At 49.5% G+C, this 17105-nt stretch carries 17 protein-coding genes; 14 read left to right on the forward strand and 3 right to left on the reverse strand.

What is annotated here, in order from left to right:
• The 8 genes from KNQ02_RS03440 to KNQ02_RS03475 all read left to right on the forward strand — a co-directional run bounded on the left by KNQ02_RS03440 (nt 1) and on the right by KNQ02_RS03475 (nt 9479).
• Nucleotides 1–1272, forward strand: coding sequence for a dihydroorotase (locus KNQ02_RS03440; RefSeq protein WP_214807293.1), 1272 nt, complete (start codon nt 1–3; stop codon nt 1270–1272).
• Nucleotides 1265–2353: a carbamoyl phosphate synthase small subunit gene (locus KNQ02_RS03445; protein ID WP_214807294.1), complete on the forward strand. Its 1089-nt coding sequence runs from the start codon at nt 1265–1267 to the stop codon at nt 2351–2353. The genes KNQ02_RS03440 and KNQ02_RS03445 overlap by 8 nt, the downstream gene beginning before the upstream one ends.
• Complete coding sequence (gene carB / locus KNQ02_RS03450) at nt 2346–5558, forward strand: carbamoyl-phosphate synthase large subunit (RefSeq protein WP_214807295.1); 3213 nt, start codon at nt 2346–2348, stop codon at nt 5556–5558. Before KNQ02_RS03445 ends, carB begins: the two co-directional genes overlap by 8 nt.
• The gene (locus KNQ02_RS03455; protein WP_214807296.1) at nt 5555–6286 is read left to right on the forward strand and encodes a dihydroorotate dehydrogenase electron transfer subunit; all 732 of its coding nucleotides are present in this window, start codon (nt 5555–5557) and stop codon (nt 6284–6286) included. The genes carB and KNQ02_RS03455 overlap by 4 nt, the downstream gene beginning before the upstream one ends.
• Nucleotides 6283–7212 (forward strand): dihydroorotate dehydrogenase, encoded by a 930-nt coding sequence (locus KNQ02_RS03460; protein WP_214807299.1) that lies wholly within the window; start codon nt 6283–6285, stop codon nt 7210–7212. Before KNQ02_RS03455 ends, KNQ02_RS03460 begins: the two co-directional genes overlap by 4 nt.
• Nucleotides 7187–7885, forward strand: coding sequence for an orotidine-5'-phosphate decarboxylase (gene pyrF, locus KNQ02_RS03465; RefSeq protein WP_214807300.1), 699 nt, complete (start codon nt 7187–7189; stop codon nt 7883–7885). The genes KNQ02_RS03460 and pyrF overlap by 26 nt, the downstream gene beginning before the upstream one ends.
• Nucleotides 7882–8514 (forward strand): orotate phosphoribosyltransferase, encoded by a 633-nt coding sequence (gene pyrE / locus KNQ02_RS03470; RefSeq protein WP_214807301.1) that lies wholly within the window; start codon nt 7882–7884, stop codon nt 8512–8514. The genes pyrF and pyrE overlap by 4 nt, the downstream gene beginning before the upstream one ends.
• A gap of 152 nt (nt 8515–8666) precedes the next feature.
• Nucleotides 8667–9479 carry a GNAT family N-acetyltransferase gene (locus KNQ02_RS03475; protein ID WP_214807302.1) on the forward strand — a complete coding sequence of 271 codons (813 nt, stop codon included), beginning with the start codon at nt 8667–8669 and terminating at the stop codon, nt 9477–9479.
• A 205-nt stretch (nt 9480–9684) separates the two neighbouring features.
• Here KNQ02_RS03475 and KNQ02_RS03480 read toward each other — a convergent pair whose 3' ends face one another.
• Together KNQ02_RS03480 and KNQ02_RS03485 are read right to left on the reverse strand one after the other, a co-directional pair.
• Nucleotides 9685–10656, reverse strand: coding sequence for a zinc-binding dehydrogenase (locus KNQ02_RS03480; protein ID WP_214807303.1), 972 nt, complete (start codon nt 10654–10656; stop codon nt 9685–9687).
• A gap of 2 nt (nt 10657–10658) precedes the next feature.
• The gene (locus KNQ02_RS03485) at nt 10659–11150 is read right to left on the reverse strand and encodes a lactoylglutathione lyase family protein (protein ID WP_088837410.1); all 492 of its coding nucleotides are present in this window, start codon (nt 11148–11150) and stop codon (nt 10659–10661) included.
• Nucleotides 11151–11257: 107 nt separating this feature from the next.
• Here KNQ02_RS03485 and KNQ02_RS03490 point away from each other — a divergent pair, with 107 nt between their 5' ends.
• From KNQ02_RS03490 to KNQ02_RS03505, 4 genes are all read left to right on the forward strand, one after another.
• A complete protein-coding gene (locus KNQ02_RS03490; protein WP_214807304.1) occupies nt 11258–11560 on the forward strand; it encodes a winged helix-turn-helix transcriptional regulator in 303 nt (100 codons plus the stop codon).
• A gap of 35 nt (nt 11561–11595) precedes the next feature.
• On the forward strand, nt 11596–12285 hold the full coding sequence (locus KNQ02_RS03495) for a metal-dependent hydrolase (protein ID WP_214807305.1): 690 nt from the start codon (nt 11596–11598) through the stop codon (nt 12283–12285).
• Between the two features lie 202 nt (nt 12286–12487).
• Complete coding sequence (locus KNQ02_RS03500) at nt 12488–13387, forward strand: DUF4097 family beta strand repeat-containing protein (protein WP_088837407.1); 900 nt, start codon at nt 12488–12490, stop codon at nt 13385–13387.
• Nucleotides 13384–14295 (forward strand): FUSC family protein, encoded by a 912-nt coding sequence (locus tag KNQ02_RS03505; RefSeq protein ID WP_088837406.1) that lies wholly within the window; start codon nt 13384–13386, stop codon nt 14293–14295. Before KNQ02_RS03500 ends, KNQ02_RS03505 begins: the two co-directional genes overlap by 4 nt.
• 112 nt (nt 14296–14407) lie before the next feature.
• Here the strand turns inward: KNQ02_RS03505 and KNQ02_RS03510 are convergent, their stop codons facing one another.
• The gene (locus tag KNQ02_RS03510; RefSeq protein ID WP_088837405.1) at nt 14408–16102 is read right to left on the reverse strand and encodes an Rqc2 family fibronectin-binding protein; all 1695 of its coding nucleotides are present in this window, start codon (nt 16100–16102) and stop codon (nt 14408–14410) included.
• Between the two features lie 169 nt (nt 16103–16271).
• Between KNQ02_RS03510 and gmk the strand changes: the two genes are divergently transcribed.
• Nucleotides 16272–16889, forward strand: coding sequence for a guanylate kinase (gmk, locus tag KNQ02_RS03515; RefSeq protein WP_200872407.1), 618 nt, complete (start codon nt 16272–16274; stop codon nt 16887–16889).
• Nucleotide 16890: 1 nt separating this feature from the next.
• Nucleotides 16891–17094: a DNA-directed RNA polymerase subunit omega gene (gene rpoZ, locus KNQ02_RS03520; protein WP_029330878.1), complete on the forward strand. Its 204-nt coding sequence runs from the start codon at nt 16891–16893 to the stop codon at nt 17092–17094.
• Nucleotides 17095–17105 lie beyond the last annotated feature (11 nt).

The following is a 17105-nucleotide window of genomic DNA, read 5'->3' on the forward strand; positions in this document are numbered from 1 at the left end:
ATGACACTACGTATCGATCACGCAACATGGTATCAAAACGGACAATTGCAACAATCAAGCATTCGCATCGAGGATGGCTTGATTACGGATCTCGATGCTGCGCCGCGGGCGGACGAGCAAGTCATCGATGCAAGTAACCGCTTGTTAGCACCAGGCTTCGTCGATATTCATGTCCATCTCCGCGAACCGGGTGGCGAACATAAAGAAACGATTGCAACAGGTACGGCCGCAGCCGCAGCCGGCGGATTCACGACAATCTGTCCGATGCCGAATACGCGTCCTGTTCCGGATGACCGCGAGACGTTAGACGCCTTGTTCAAGAAAATCGAAGAAACGGCGTCTGTCCGGGTTTTGCCTTATGCGGCGATTTCAAAAAATCAGCTAGGACAGGAACTCGTCGCGTTTGAAGAATTAACGGATGTCTTTGCGTTTACAGATGACGGCGTTGGCGTTCAAAGTGCCGCCGTCATGCGGGAAGCGATGCGACGCGCAGCGAAACTCGGGAAGGCGGTCGTCGCCCATTGTGAGGACGATACGTTGAAAGCCGGCTGTGTCCATGAAGGTGCGTATAGTGAACGGGAAGGACTGCAGGGGATTCCGTCACTAGCGGAAAGTATCCACATCGCGCGCGACGTCTTAATCGCAGAAGCGACCGGCTGCCATTATCATGTCTGTCATGTCTCGACAAAAGAATCAGTCCGGGTCATTCGTGACGCCAAACGGGCAGGAATCCGTGTCACGGCAGAAGTGACACCGCACCATCTCGTCCTGACGGAAGATGACATCGAGGGGCAGGATCCGAACTTTAAAATGAATCCGCCCCTTCGGAGTAAGGCAGACCGGGCGGCACTGCTCGAAGGGTTACGCGACGGCACGATTGATTGTATCGCAACGGATCATGCGCCGCACGCAGCCGATGAAAAAGCGCTCGGCATCGAGCGGGCACCATTTGGAATTACGGGCTTCGAGACAGCCTTTCCACTACTTTATACGAAACTTGTTCAAACGAACCAGATGACGCTAAGCGACTTAGTCGATGCCTTGACACGCAAGCCGGCCGCCTTGTTCGACTTACCGTATGGTCGCTTGGAAGTCGGGGCACCGGCAGATCTCGTGTTGCTTGATTTAGAGACCGTCCGACCGGTTGAACCAGAACGCTTTTATTCAAAAGGAAAAAATACACCGTTCGCGGGACGGTTACTGACAGGATACCCGGTCATGACACTCGTCGGTGGAAAAATCGTATTCAAGGGGGAAACGGCACATGTCTAAACGGACACTCATTTTAGAAGATGGTATGACGTTCGAAGGGACAGCATTTGGCGCAACACGCGTCACGATGGGGGAGGTCGTCTTCCAGACAGGGATGACGGGATACCAGGAAATGTTATCTGATCCATCCTATTGTGACCAGATGATCGTCTTGACGAATCCCTTGATCGGGAACTATGGCATCAACCGGGAAGATTACGAAACGACGCGACCACTTGCGAAAGCACTCATCGTCCGTGAAGTCTGCCATACTCCGTCGAACTTCCGCTCCCAATCGTCGTTAGCAGAGGCCTTAGAAGAATTCGATATTCCGGGCTTAACCGGCGTCGATACACGTCAACTGACGCGCCACTTACGATCAAAAGGCGTCATGCGCGGATTGCTCGTCGATGGTGAATTTAATCTCGCCGACCAATTAGACCGTTTGCACAACATGCCGCTCGCAACGGATCAGGTGAAACGTGCTTCGACGGAACGGGCGTACATCATCCCGGGTGCCGGTCCGCGGATTGTCCTCGTCGACTTTGGTGCAAAGCTCGGCATCGTCCGTGAACTCGTCCGCCGCGGTTGCGAAGTAGTCGTCGTACCGTACAATGTTACGGCGAAGGAAGTCTTACGTTATAAACCGGACGGCATGATGTTATCGAACGGTCCCGGGAATCCGAAAGACGTTCCAACAGCGATTCCATTGATTCAAGAGCTGACAGGGAAAATCGTCATCTTCGGCATTTGTCTCGGTCATCAATTGATTGCGCTTGCGCACGGCGCCGATACGTTCAAGTTACCGTTCGGTCATCGCGGTGCCAATCACCCGGTTCAAGATCTTCAAACCGGTCACGTCAGCATCACCTCACAAAATCATGGCTACGCCGTCGACGAACAGTCATTGAAGGGATTCGAGTTAATCGTCACACACGTCGCCATCAATGATGGGACGGTCGAAGGTGTCAGACACCGGACGGAACCTGTCTTCTCTGTTCAATATCATCCGGAAGCATCACCCGGTCCAATGGACGCCAATGATTTATTCGATCAGTTTTTAACAGAAATCACGAACCAACAGGAGGTCACTCATGCCTAAACGTCAAGATATCCAGAAGATTCTCGTTATCGGATCAGGTCCAATCGTCATCGGACAAGCAGCAGAGTTTGATTATGCCGGAACCCAAGCGTGCCAAGCACTCAAGGAAGAAGGTTACGAAGTCATCCTCGTGAACTCGAACCCCGCAACGATCATGACAGACCCGACTGTCGCGGACCGGGTTTACATCGAACCGCTCCAAGCGGAGTTCGTGTCCCGGATCATCCGCAAGGAACGTCCGGATGCCTTGCTTGCGACACTCGGTGGGCAGACTGGATTGAATCTAGCGGTCGAACTCGACCGACTCGGCGTTTTGGCTGAATATGGTGTCGAACTGCTCGGAACGAAACTGTCCGCGATTGAAGAGGCAGAAGATCGTGATTTGTTCAGAAAATTGATGTTCAGACTGGGACACGGTGTCCCGGAGAGTGAAATCGTTCATACAGTAGAAGAAGCGGAACAATTTTGCGCGAAAATCGGTCTGCCGATCATCATTCGACCGGCTTACACACTCGGTGGTACAGGCGGCGGGATTGCTGAGACGATGGACGAGTTCGTCCGAATCGTCGAGGGCGGTATCAAAGCGAGTCCGGCGAACCAAGTATTGCTCGAGAAATCAATTGCCGGGATGAAAGAAGTTGAGTTCGAAGTCATGCGTGACGCGACGAACCAAGCGATCATCGTCTGTGCGATGGAAAACTTTGACCCGGTCGGCGTCCATACGGGCGACTCGATTGTCTTTGCACCAACCCAGACACTGTCCGACCGCGATTATCAAATGATGCGAAATGTTTCACTCGACATCATCCGTGCCCTTGGCATCGAAGGCGGATGTAACATCCAGTTTGCACTTGATCCGCATAGTTTCGACTACTATGTCATCGAAGTGAACCCGCGCGTTTCGCGCTCGTCGGCCTTGGCGTCGAAGGCGACAGGCTACCCGATTGCAAAACTTGCGGCAAAAATTGCTGTCGGTTATGCCTTATCGGAACTGAAGAACCCGATCACGGAAACGAGTTTTGCCTCGTTTGAACCGGCACTCGACTATGTCGTCGCGAAGATTCCGCGCTGGCCGTTTGATAAGTTCGAATCGGCAGACCGGACGCTCGGGACGCAAATGAAGGCGACAGGTGAAGTCATGGCGATGGGACGGACGATGGAAGAAGCCTTGCTGAAGGCAGTCCGCTCGCTCGAAATCGGGATGTCGGATCTCCGGATGGACCGTTTTCTCGACATGGATGAAGTGACACTCAACCAGTACATCGTCAAAGCAACGGATGAACGGCTATTCGCCCTTTACGCGGGAATGGAGCGGGGTTATTCGGTCGAACAAATTCACGAATGGACCAGCATCGACCGGCTGTTTTTAGAGAAGTTACACCATATCTTCCGGATTGAACAGGAGTTGGCACGCGAAGAGCTGACACGCGAGCGTTTATTACACGCAAAACGTTACGGCTTCAGCGATGCGATGATTGGCCGGATCACGAAGAAAAGTGAGACCGTGATTCGTCATACGCGAAATCAAGAACAGATTCATCCCGTCTACAAGATGGTCGATACGTGTGCAGCAGAGTTCGCTTCCGATACACCGTATTACTACGGGACGTATGAAGTCGAAAATGAAGCGGCACCGACGACACGCCCGTCGATTCTCGTACTCGGTTCCGGGCCGATCCGGATTGGACAAGGGGTCGAATTCGATTATGCGACGGTCCACTCGATTCAAGCGATTCGCGAAGCGGGTTATGAAGCGATCATCGTCAACAATAACCCGGAAACGGTCTCGACGGACTTCTCGATTTCGGACCGGCTCTACTTTGAACCACTGACGACGGAAGATGTTCTCGAAGTCATCCGAAATGAACAACCGATCGGCGTCATCGTCCAGTTCGGCGGGCAAACCGCCATCAACTTAGCTGAGTCGCTCGCTGACGAAGGGGTCAAGATTCTCGGAACGGCGTTAGAAGATCTTGATATGGCAGAAGACCGGAAACAATTCGAAGCCGCTTTGACAAAACTTGAGATTCCACAACCGCCCGGAAAAACAGCGGTCACGGTCGAAGAAGCGACGGCAGCGGCAGCGGGTCTCGGCTATCCTGTCCTCGTCCGTCCGTCTTATGTCCTCGGTGGACGTGCAATGGAAATCGTCTACGGGCAACAAGAGCTCGAACATTACATGAAACATGCCGTCATCGCCTCGCCGGAACGACCGGTCCTCGTCGACCGTTACTTGACGGGAATGGAGCTTGAAGTGGATGCGATTTGCGACGGTGAAGATGTCGTCATCCCGGGTATCATGGAGCACATCGAACGCGCGGGAGTACACTCCGGGGACTCGATCGGGGTGTATCCCCCGCAACGTGTCGCGCAAGCAATCAAAGATCAAATCGTTGATTACACGACGCGTATCGCAAAAGCATTCCGCATCAAAGGATTGCTCAACATCCAGTTCGTCTTCGCTGACGGGGAACTCTATGTGCTTGAAGTCAACCCGCGGGCGAGTCGGACTGTACCGTTCATCTCAAAAGTAACGGGATTACCGGTCGCACGTCTCGCGACGAACGTCATCTTAGGTGAGACACTCGCGTCTTACGGACTGACAAGCGGTCTCCTGCCGGAAGAGAAGCTCGTGTCCGTCAAAGTACCGGTCTTCTCATTCGCGAAACTGAAGGAAGTGGATCCGTCACTCGGACCGGAAATGAAGTCGACCGGTGAAGTCATCGGAACGGACCGGACGCTCGAGAAAGCACTGTATAAAGGGTTACTCGCTTCCGGAATGGCGATTCCTGAACATGGTCGTATCTTGATGACGGTCGCTGATCAAGATAAACAAGAAATGCTGGGTCTCGCCAAGCGGTTTGCAGCACTCGGATTCACATTGCTCGCAACAGCCGGAACAGCAAGCTTCTTGACAGGACATGAGTTAGCCGTCCAGGTTGTCGGAAAAATTGGTTCCGATCAAGGGTCAATGCTCGATTTAATCGAAAAAGCAGAAGTCGAGTATGTCATCAACACGATGAGTCGCGACTCCCAAGTGACGAAAGATGGTTTCATCATTCGCCGGGCAGCCGCAGAAAACAATGTCGTCTGTCTGACATCTCTCGATACGGCAGAAGCGTTACTCCGAGTCATTGAGAGTCTCTCATTCGAAGCGAGTTCGATTCAAGCATTCACGCACATGAAAAAGGCGGTGACGCGATGATTGAACTACTAACGGTCGTCTCAACGAAAAAGGTCGCAGTTAATGCGACAGAATTGATTTGTCGGATGCCGGAGGTAAAAAAGATTGAGCCGGGTCGCTTCATGCACCTGCGTGTCGGCCCGTTATTACGGCGTCCGATTTCAATCGCAAACGTCGAAGGCGATCTAATCACTTTTTTATTCAAAGAGATTGGTCAAGGAACAAAAGAACTCGCTTCCTTACGGCCTGGGGATTTCGTCGATGCCCTCGGACCACTCGGGAACGGTTTCCCGGTGAACTTGATTGAGCCGACGAGTTGCGTTGTCCTCGTTGGTGGGGGAATCGGTGTTCCGCCACTGTATTATACGATGCGTAAACTCGTTGAACGTGGGGTGGCGTGTGAAGCGATTCTAGGGTTTGATACGGCAGACAGTGTGTTTTACGAAGAGGCGTTTAAAAAGCTGGGGCCGACGACGATTACGACGGTCGACGGGACGGCGGGTGTTCAAGGGTTTGTGACGGCGGCACTGACACCAGAGCGGTTCGATACGTTACTCGCGTGTGGTCCGGAACCGATGTTACGCTCCTTGCAGATGGTCCCGATTCAAGATCGTTTCCTGTCGATCGAAAACCGGATGGGTTGCGGGATTGGTGCTTGTTTCGCCTGTGTCTGTAAGACACCGGACGGAAACTACGTGAAGACATGTTCCGATGGTCCAGTCTTTCGGGCGGAAGCGGTGATTTTATGAATCGATTAGCGGTCACGTTACCGGGATTGAATTTGAAGAATCCAATTATGCCAGCATCCGGTTGCTTCGGCTTCGGGGAAGAGTTTGCCAAGTTCTACGATTTATCTGTTCTTGGTGGAATCATGATTAAGGCGGCGACAGGCGAGGAACGGTACGGAAACCCAACCCCACGCGTCGCGGAGAGCGGAATGGGGATGTTGAACGCAATCGGGTTGCAAAATCCAGGCGTCGAGGGCATCATCGAAACGAAGTTACCGTTCTTAAGTCAGTTCGATACGGAAATCATCGCGAATGTCGCCGGATCGACACCGGAAGAATACGAAACGGTCACCCGGTTAATCAGTCAAAATCCGGTCGTCAAAGCAATCGAGTTGAATATTTCTTGTCCGAACGTCAAATCCGGCGGACTGCAGTTCGGAACAGACCCACGGATGGCAGCAGAATTGACGCGACGTGTCAAAGCAGTGTCGGATAAACCCGTCTACGTCAAACTGTCACCGAACGTCACGTCAATCGTCGAGATGGCACAGGCCGTCGAACAGGCAGGAGCGGACGGGTTGACGATGATCAACACGCTAGTCGGGATGCGAATTGATGTCCGGACCGGTCAACCGATTCTTGCAAATCGGATTGGCGGTCTATCTGGCCCCGCCATCAAACCCGTTGCAATCCGGATGATTCATGATGTCGCACAAGTCGTCGAGATTCCGATCATCGGGATGGGCGGCGTCATGGAGGTCGATGATGTGCTGGAAATGATTTATGCCGGTGCGTCGGCTGTGGCGGTCGGGACGGCGAACTTCGTCAATCCGTTCATTTGCCAAGAGTTGATTGCGGCACTCCCGAAACGGATGGACGAATTCGGGATCGAACATATTTTAGACATTAGGGGGAACGCATATGGGGCAGCTTTACATCGCGCTTGATTTTCCGTCAGGATTACACGTTACTCGATTTTTAGAAAAATTCGGCCCAGTCCGACCTGCCGTCAAAGTCGGCATGGAGCTCTATTATGCCGAAGGTCCAACATTCGTCCGACAATTGGTCGAACGGGGACATGCCGTCTTTTTGGACTTGAAGGTCCATGATATCCCGGAAACGGCGCGACGAACACTTCGCGTCATCGGTCAGCTCGGCGTTGAGTTGACGAACGTTCATGCTGCGGGAGGACTCGAAATGATGCGCGCGGCACGGGAAGGATTAGACGAAACAGCTGCGGGCACCCGGTTGATTGCCGTGACACAATTGACGTCGACGGATCAGGCGATGGTCGAACAATTACTGATTCATGAGGAATTGGATACCGTCGTCGTCGCATATGCACAACTAGCCGAACAAGCTGGTTTAGACGGAGTTGTCTGTTCAGCACTCGATGTTGAAAAAATCAAGCCGGGTTGCCGCGATGGATTTCAACTCGTCACACCGGGGATTCGACCGGCAGGGACAGCGGCGCATGATCAAAAACGAATCGCAACGGTTGAATTTGCCCGCGATGCGGGAGCGACGGATCTTGTAATCGGACGCGCCATCACACAGGCGGACGACCCGGCAGCGATGTACGAAGACTTACTGGCACAATGGAAGGGGATCCGACAATGAATCAATTAGCGACTGCATTACTCGAAATCGAAGCCGTCACACTTTCACCGAGTCAACCGTACACATGGGCGAGCGGACTCCGTTCACCGATCTACTGTGATAATCGTCTGACATTGTCGAGTCCGGATGTCCGTTCGATGATTGCCGATTTATTGGCGCAGCAGGTCAAATCGTTACAAGTCGACGTCATCGCAGGGACGGCGACAGCGGGTATTCCACACGCCGCGCTAGTCGCGGACCGACTCAACTTACCGATGGTCTATGTCCGCGGTAGTGCCAAACAACATGGAAAAGGGAATCAAATCGAAGGGCGCATTAAACCGGGCCAACGTGTCGTTGTCATCGAAGATTTGTTATCGACAGGTAAATCATCGATTGAAGCGGCTGAAGCTTTGCAACAGGCAGGGGCGGAAGTCGTGCAGATTCAAGCCATCTTCTCCTATGGCATGAGTCGTTTGCAAGCTAATTTAACGGCAGCGAATCTGAAGGCGAAATCGCTACTGAATTTTTCGGAGTTACTCGAAACGGCAGTTGCGACAAGTGCGATCTCGAGAGACGAACAGACACAACTGCTCGCGTGGTCAATTGATCCAGTTGCTTGGAGTGACCGTTTCACAGCGACGATTTGATTGAGTGAATCAAATACCAGAGTGTAAATAGAGGCTCCTTATCCGGACGGGTAAGGAGCCTTGACGATTTTAGATGAATGTTTTTTGACTTGTCGTATGGGGTGGAAACTTTTTTTGTTACACTAGTTGTAGAACAAAGGAGGTCGCTTCAGATGGTAACGCATTATCGGGATTATGAGAGTTTTAAACGCGTGGCTGTTCCTTTCCTTGAACAGCGCAGTGAGGTCCACCAATTGCCGCTCGGTATCTTGGAACGGGGGGATACGCCACTTTTGATGGCGATCGCTGAAGAAGACGACCGAAAAATCATCATCCTACAAACGATTGAAGAACAGGCGATTTTGGCAGGTGAAGCATTTTCGGATCCAAGCATGCGAAAACTTGCCCGGATTTTTGACTGTAAGGGATATGTCGGAGAACATGCGCTCGTCAAGCCGCTTCTTGCTCCGCATACGAAATACCGTGTGAAGATGGATCAAGGAATGTATGCCTTACATCACGTGACGCGACCACCGCAACTTGAATACGCTTTTCGTATCGTTGACGAACAGGCTGTCGACCAAGCCGTCTCGTTCGGATGGGACTTCATTTGCGAGACCGGTGCATTAGCCGTGACGGAGCGGAATCGTCTTCAAAATGAACAGACGATTCGTCGTCATAGTTCAAAGCAGACGTTATTTGGTCTGTTCGACGGGGACCGTCTCATATCCATGACGTCAGCTAGTCGACCGACGACGTCAGGCGTGACCGTCTCTTACGTCTATACGCCGCCGGAACTTAGAGGGCGAGGTCTTGCTTCTGATCTCGTGGCCCGTGTCTGTACCTATTTGCTGGAGCAAGGGTACCCGATGATCACACTCTATACGGATTGGTCGAACCCGACGTCCAATAAAATCTATCAAGCAATCGGCTTTCAACTCGTCGGTCGCTCGTTACAAATCACAAAAACCGATAAATACCGGTAGTCAAGAGTCGGTCTGTTTGTCTTTGACAACGGAACATAAGCTTTTTTCCTGTTTGGTGCGGGCGAAGCGAATGATTTTTTCAACACGGGATGAAAACTGTTGTTGCGGTGTTACAGCTATGCATCAAATCATGATAAATATAAAAACGCCGATGCTGCCGTCTGAAAATGGAAGCATCGGCGTTTCAATTTTGGATGTTGCCTACTTAAAACGTCGCGATGATTTTACCGCGGACGTGTCGTTCTGCCAACCGCTTTAGCCCTTCGACCAGTTGATCGGCTGGGATGATATCTGTGACGAGTGGATCGAGTTCATTCTGTTGAACGAGCAGAAGCAACGCCGATGCCATTTGACCAAGGTTACGGATGGCGCGGTCATTTTGACTCGCGTAAGCAGCGGCAAGCGCGACTTCATGGATTGACGGTGACAACGTAAACGGTTTGACGATCGACAAATCCGGACCGCCGGCGATATAAGCGAGTTGACCGGAAAAGGCGAGCCGTCCTAAATCGTCCGTCGCTTCAGCTCGGCCGACCGTATTCAAGATTAAATCGACACCACGTCCATCCGTCCAGTCGCGAATCACATCGGTGATGTTCTCCAGTTTATAATCAATCGCTAAGTCAGCCCCTAACCGCTTGACCCAGTCATGATTTTCAGTCGACGCTGTTGTCGCGACACGTAAGCCGAGACGTTTCGCGAGCTGGATGCCGAACCCGCCAACACCACCGGCACCGGCGTGGATGAGAATCGTCTCTTTATCCGTCGTGTTCATCTTTTGATGGATCGCTTCATAAGCCGTCATCCCGGCGCAGAGAATCGCTGCGGCATCGGTAAAGCTGACGTCTTCCGGAATGAGGGCAAGTGCCCGTGCATCGACTGCAGCGTATTCCGCGAACGCTCCATTTTTTTGAAGGTTCGTATGAATCGCGACACGGTCTCCGACCGACAAATCACCTGCGTCTGAACCGACCTGTTCGACGACTCCGGCTAAATCGACACCGGGAATATGCGGGAACGTCCAAGCGGGATTGTTCGTCGCTTTGTAATCGACAGGATTCAGGGCGACGGCTTTAACACGAATCAACGCTTCATGTGCTTTAAGTTGCGGCATCTCGACGTCACGGTACTGCCAATTTTCAATAGATGTTCCCTCTTGATTGAGCCACGCCTTCATGATTAATAGGCGCCTTCGGAGTACGTCAATTCATATGAGTGTGAATAGAGTTCGACGAGGTTACCGAACGGATCTTCACAATATACCATGCGGTACGGTTTTTCACCCGGGTAGTATTCACGAATCGGCATCCGTTGTTTGCCGCCGTGAGCCACAATTTTTTCGACCATGCCTTCAATATCCGGGTCTTGAATCGCGTAATGGAAAATACCTGTTTTCCAGAATTCGAAGTTATTTTCCGGTTGTTCATTGTTCGGGAATTCAAAGAGTTCGATCCCGATCCGGTCGCCTGTCGCCATATGCGCGATGCGGAATTTGCCCCATCCTGCTCCAAATACGTCCGTACACATGACGCCGATTGGGGAATCGTCTTCAATGACATCAGATGGTTCCATGATGACATACCATCCCATAACCTCCGAATAAAATGTAATAGCAGCTTCTAAATCTGGGACCGAAAGTCCGATGTGTGAAAAATTACGTGGGTAAGTCATGTTTGTTGTCTCCTTTGCTTTTTGGTTTACGCTAACGGTAACTTACGATACACTCGATTGCATAGTACGCACTTTGAAGTAACTACTTGAAGGAGAGACGAAAAGTAATGACGACAGAACAATTTCCAGTTAATCGAGCGCTCGAAATCATTGGTGGAAAATGGCGCCCACGGTTATATTGCACATTAGAGAACGGTCCTAAACGTTTTCTAGAATTGCATCGGTCGATTCCGGGCATATCAAGGAAGGTGTTGACAGATCAATTAAAGGAACTTGAACGACTTGGCATGGTCGAACGGATTGAATTTGATGAAGCGGTCCTGCATGTCGAATACCGACTGACAGATGCTGCGTTTACGCTTCAACCGGCGATGAAAGGTTTATGTGCTTGGGGAGAGGGGAAAAAATAACTCGTTCCGATTATTTGTTAGGGGAGGTCTTTTAAATGAAAGTGACATATCACGGACAGTCAACGGTAACGATTGAAACGAATGGGCAACACATCGTGATTGACCCGTTTTTTAGTGGGAATGACAAAGCGATGACAAAACCGGAAGACGTCAAAGTAGATTTTATTCTATTGACCCACGCCCATGCCGATCATATGGCGGATGCGGAAACGATTGCGAAGTCGACGGGCGCGACGATTGTCGCAACACATGAACTAGCGACGTATTTAAGTTTTAAAGGGTTGAATGTTCATCCGATGAATATCGGCGGTCAATTTGAATTTCCATTCGGAAAAGTAAAAATGACGCAAGCCTTCCATTCTTCAAGCATCATTGATGAAGAGAAGCAGACCATCATGTACATGGGAATGCCGGCTGGCTTCTTACTGACGATTGAAGATAAGGTACTGTACCATGCAGGAGATACGGCGTTGTTCGGCGATTTAGCATTGTATGGGGCACATCATGACATTGATCTTGCATTTTTACCAATCGGCGACAATTTCACGATGGGACCGGAAGACGCCTTAATCGCTGCCGATATGTTGCAGGCGAACGCGGTTGTACCGATTCATTACGATACATTCGACTTAATCAAACAAGATGCCAAATCTTTTTGTGATGAGCTTGAAGCGCAAGGGCAGACAGGTCATCCTTTAGCGATTGATGAATCGCTTGAACTGTAAAGCAGATTTTGAAAAATTAGAGCTAACTTAAAAGGAAGAAGGAGAATCATTTCAGCTGATTCTTCTTCTTCCTTTTTTTTACCGCCGTTCATTCTTCCGCCCGATGCCAAGACATTTACGATTTTCGTATGATGGAGAGAGGATGTTGACAGGACAATCATAAATTCGGAATAATGGAAGTGAACTGGATGGAGGTAAACGGATGGACGATACAACGAGTAGATCAGAACGAAAACGAAAACAGTCGACGTTTACACGTTTAAAAGCAAAACGACGAAAACAAAATGATTCTTTTGAAAGAATTGGTCAGCGCAAGCCTGTTCGCCGTCCGTGGATACTATATGCTTCGGTCGGATCAGCCCTTATTCTTCTATACGCGGTGACACTCTTACTTACGACAGATTCTTTATCTCGTGGTGAGACATTCAAGACGACGAACCGCTATAAAACATTACAAATCGAAGCACCGAACGCGAGCATCAACTTCGTTAGAAGCACGGATGGGAATGTTCAATTGAAACTGGTCGATAGTGCTTCAAGTAAAAAACGCTTAAAAGTCGGGACGTCAGGAAATACGATTACCGTGACAGGACGTGACGGCTGGCTGGCCCGATTCGGAAATCGCCCGAGCTTGAAAACGGGGGATTATGAGATTGAAGTTGGTTTACCCAGCTATATGAATCGGATTGATGTCGATGCGGCCTCGTTAACAGGGATGGGCGTTTTTGCCAAAGTGATTCAGCTTGACGCGGAGACGATTCGTCTGAACAAAATTAACGCAGATGACGTGACATTGATTGGGAGCGGATCTGTTGACATCGAGGATTTGAATGCTGTTCATGCTGATGTCACAGGAAAGAGTGTCAAACTCGACGAATATGGTGTGAAACTTGATTTAAGCGTCAAGACGATTGATGGAGCGATTCGATTAAATCCTGCAAAAACCGCTGGGACAATTACGGTTGAAACGGATGGAGATGTGAAAGCTGCAAAACGTTACACGAAATTAAAAGACGACAGTGCAGTTATTTATGAGCTGTCGAAACAAGAAAAGCCGGAAGTGACGGTTGAAAGTGAAGTCGGGCAGGTGACGCTCGAGTGAACATCCAATTTCGAATCGGTCTCCGTACCATTAAGACAGGGATCGCCGTCGCGATTGCGCTCAGCTTCTCTTGGTACGTCTTTGACATCTATTCTGGAATGGGAGCCGTCGCAGCAATCGTTGCGATGCAGCCGACGATTCACCGCTCCTTTAAAATGTTCTTTAATCGAGTGTTCGGAACGATTTTAGGCCTTGTCTGTGGTCTCGTAGTCGTTGCGACGTTAGGGGCAAACCCCTTGACGATTGGGTTAGCCGTTATCGTGTCGCTCGTCTTCAACTCGATGATTGGTCGGACGGACATGTCGACGTTTGCTGCCTTTGCCATCGTTTTGATGTTTGAAAGTCCGACTGCCGATTATGTCCATTATGCCTTGACGCGGTCTCTGTTGACGGTCGTTGGTGTTTTATCGGCGGTCGCCGTCAACTATATCGTCTTCCCACCGCACTATGAAAACCGTTTGATGTTGCTCGTCAAAAAAACGACGCAACAATTAATGGAGGACTGGCGGAGTCTCGTTAAGGACGACGTAAAACTGCTGGCAGTCCGTAAGCAAGTGCTGAAACATGAAGAGATGATGTTAATGCTTCAAGAAGATCAAAAATATCCGCTCGTGACGAGTGGACAAAGTGAACCGTTTATTGAACTGAAGCAGCTCGTCGATTTAGAAGATAAATTACTGTTACTGCTTGAGAGTATCGCCAGTCACCGAGATATCCCGATGACGGATGAACAAGAAAAAATGCTCGGTCAAGAGATCGACTTTTTGTTGAGTCATCATTATGATGTGATTTTTTCGCATGAACGGAAACAATCAATGTTCTCGTTTGATGAAGAAGTGAATGAAGCGAAGGATATCATCAATGGGCATCTACTTGATTACCGTGAACAGCTCGAAAAAATCAAGTAGATGTTCTCTCCGAGCGGGCGTCTCATAATATTTTCGTAAAAGAAGACGAACACGACAAAAAAGATGGAACGTCACTTCAAAGTGATGTTCCATCTTTTTTGGCGTGTAAATATCATTTTAGGCGAAGCGCTTGTACGAGACTCGCATCCGGAGTGACGTACAACGTCGTTTGATCCGTATAGATGACGAAACCGGGTTTGGCACCACTTGGCTTCTTGACATGACGGAGTTCCGTAAAATCGACAGGGACTTGACTCGATTCACGTGCTTTTGAATAATAAGCAGCAACCATCGCGGCTTCTTTTAATGTCGTTTCATCCGGTTCATCACTCCGAATGATGACGTGCGAGCCGGGTATGTCTTTCGTATGCAACCAGGTTTCGGAGCGTCGTCCGAATTTGAACGTCGCATAGTCATTTTGTTTGTTATTCTTACCGACGAAGAAGTCGATGCCCGTTGAAGATTGATAAGCTTCAAGTTTTGGGACGAGCGGTTTCTTTTTCTTTTTACTGCGCTCGCGTAAGTAGCCTTCTTCGACGAGTTCTTCGCGCATTTCCCGGATATCATCGGGTGATGCAACCTCGAGTTGGGCGAGTAACGACTCGAAGTAATCGATTTCGAGTTGGTTCTTCGTCAATTGTTTTGCGACTTCAACTTTGGCTGTCTTTAGTTTGTTGTAGCGTTTATAGTAACGCTGTGCATTTTCGTTCGGTGAGAAACGGGGATCGAGTGCAATTGTGATTTCTTTCCCGTCCTCATCATAATAATCGACGACGGTCGCTTCTTTCATCCCGCGTTGTAATTGATACAAGTAGGTCGTCAAGAGCTCACCTTTATGCTTCAGTTCATCCATCTTCTCAGTCGCCGCAAGGTCACGTTCGAGTTTCGTCCGTTTTAAGAGGTTCTTCTCGTATTCACTCTTAATGAAGCGTTCTAAATCCGCGGCCTGTTGTTTGACACGGTCGCGGTTCGATTTTTGATGGAAAAAGGCATCGAGGACGTCACCACTCGTCGTGAACGTTTTTTCATCGACAATCTCGCCATGCTGTAAGGCAACGGGCGAAAACCGTTCTTTCCCACTCGCGAGCCGTTGGAAATAGTACGGTCCTTCCAGTTCGTTCAAGACGGACCGGAGTGCTTCCGCGAGCGAAGTTCGATTGGCAAGTCCTGCACGCAAGACGACTTCTTCAGCGATTTGTGGGGATAGTCCACTGAACAGCCCGAGTAATTGACGGTCAATCTTACCGGCGTTCCAATCGATACGATGTAAGGCTGTTTCAATATCCCCGGTCAATGGATCGACTTTATCCTGTTGCGGGGGGAGTTGATATTGTAGTCCCGGCATGATCGTCCGGAACGTATTTTGACTGAGTGGAAGATGCTTAATCGCATCAAGGATTTTGTCCTGACCATCCGTCAATAGAATGTTCGAGTGACGTCCCATCAATTCGATGTACAATTTTTTAGCTTCTTCGTCACCGAGTTCATTGCGGGAACGAATACGCATCAAAATGACACGGTCCCGTCCTAATTGTTCAATTGATTCGATGAAGCCACCTTCTAGATGCTTCCGGAGCATCATGCAAAACATCGGGGGTTCGCTAGGATTGCTCGTCGATTCGCTCGTCATATGCAAACGTGCATACATTGCGTTCGCAGATGCGAGTAGGGTGACGTTCTTACGATCGGCCCGGATGCTAAAAATTAAATCGAGTGCGTACGGTTGATGAATCTTGTTGATCCGCCCACCGACGAGCATCTGTAGTTCGTTGACGACACGTGTCGTCATCAATCCATCAAAAGCCATGATATTACCTTCTTTCCTGATTTCGTTTCCACTTTCTAAAGGTAACAGAAACGGCTTCGTTATGGTATGATAAAGCAGTCGAGCTAGAAAAAGATTACTTGCGAACTTCCTGTCTATACTGCTAATATGAAACAATGTGAAGTTTGTTAGATGGAGGGGTTCTGAAGTGATTTTCAAAGAGCGTGGCTTATTACTCGTATTATCTGGTCCAAGTGGTGTTGGTAAAGGGACGGTTTGTCGTGCCTTACGTGAAGACGAGGACAATAATTTGCATTATTCGGTGTCATGTACGACACGGAAACCGCGTGAAGGAGAAATTGATGGTGTTCATTATTTCTTCAAAACACGTGATGAGTTCGAGCATATGATTGAAAACAATCAATTACTTGAGCATGCAGAATTTGTTGGGAATTATTACGGTACACCAGTTGACTGGGTGAACAAAATCTTAGATGAAGGCAAAGATGTCATCTTAGAAATCGAAGTACAAGGTGCGATGCAAGTGAAGGAGCACTTCCCAGAAGCGGTCTTCTTGTTCTTGGCGCCTCCGAGTCTTCAAGAATTACGCAATCGTCTCATCGGGCGAGGGACTGAATCAGAAGAAGTCATCAAACAACGTCTCCTCGTTGCAAAAGAAGAGATTGAAATGATGGATGCTTATGATTATGTCGTGACGAATGATGAAATTCACAAAGCGTGTGATCGGATTCAAGCAATCGTCACTGCGGAACATTGTAGTCGGGAACGCGTTGCGTCCCTTTATAAAAAAGCCATGGAGGTTAAATAACATGTTATATCCATCAGTAGATAAGCTACAAAAGAAAGTCCCTTCTAAATACACAATCGTGACGGTCGCTGCTAAACGAGCGCGTCAAATTCAAGACGGAAAACGTGTGAAAGTCGCGAATCCGAAATCACATAAGCCAGTCGGAAAAGCCCTTGAAGAGCTCTACTTCGGAGAGGTATTGGTCACGAACCAACCGCAAGACTAATTTTGAAGCAG

The organism is Exiguobacterium sp. s102, assembly GCF_018618635.1.
Taxonomy (GTDB): Bacteria; Bacillota; Bacilli; order Exiguobacteriales; family Exiguobacteriaceae; genus Exiguobacterium_A; species Exiguobacterium_A oxidotolerans.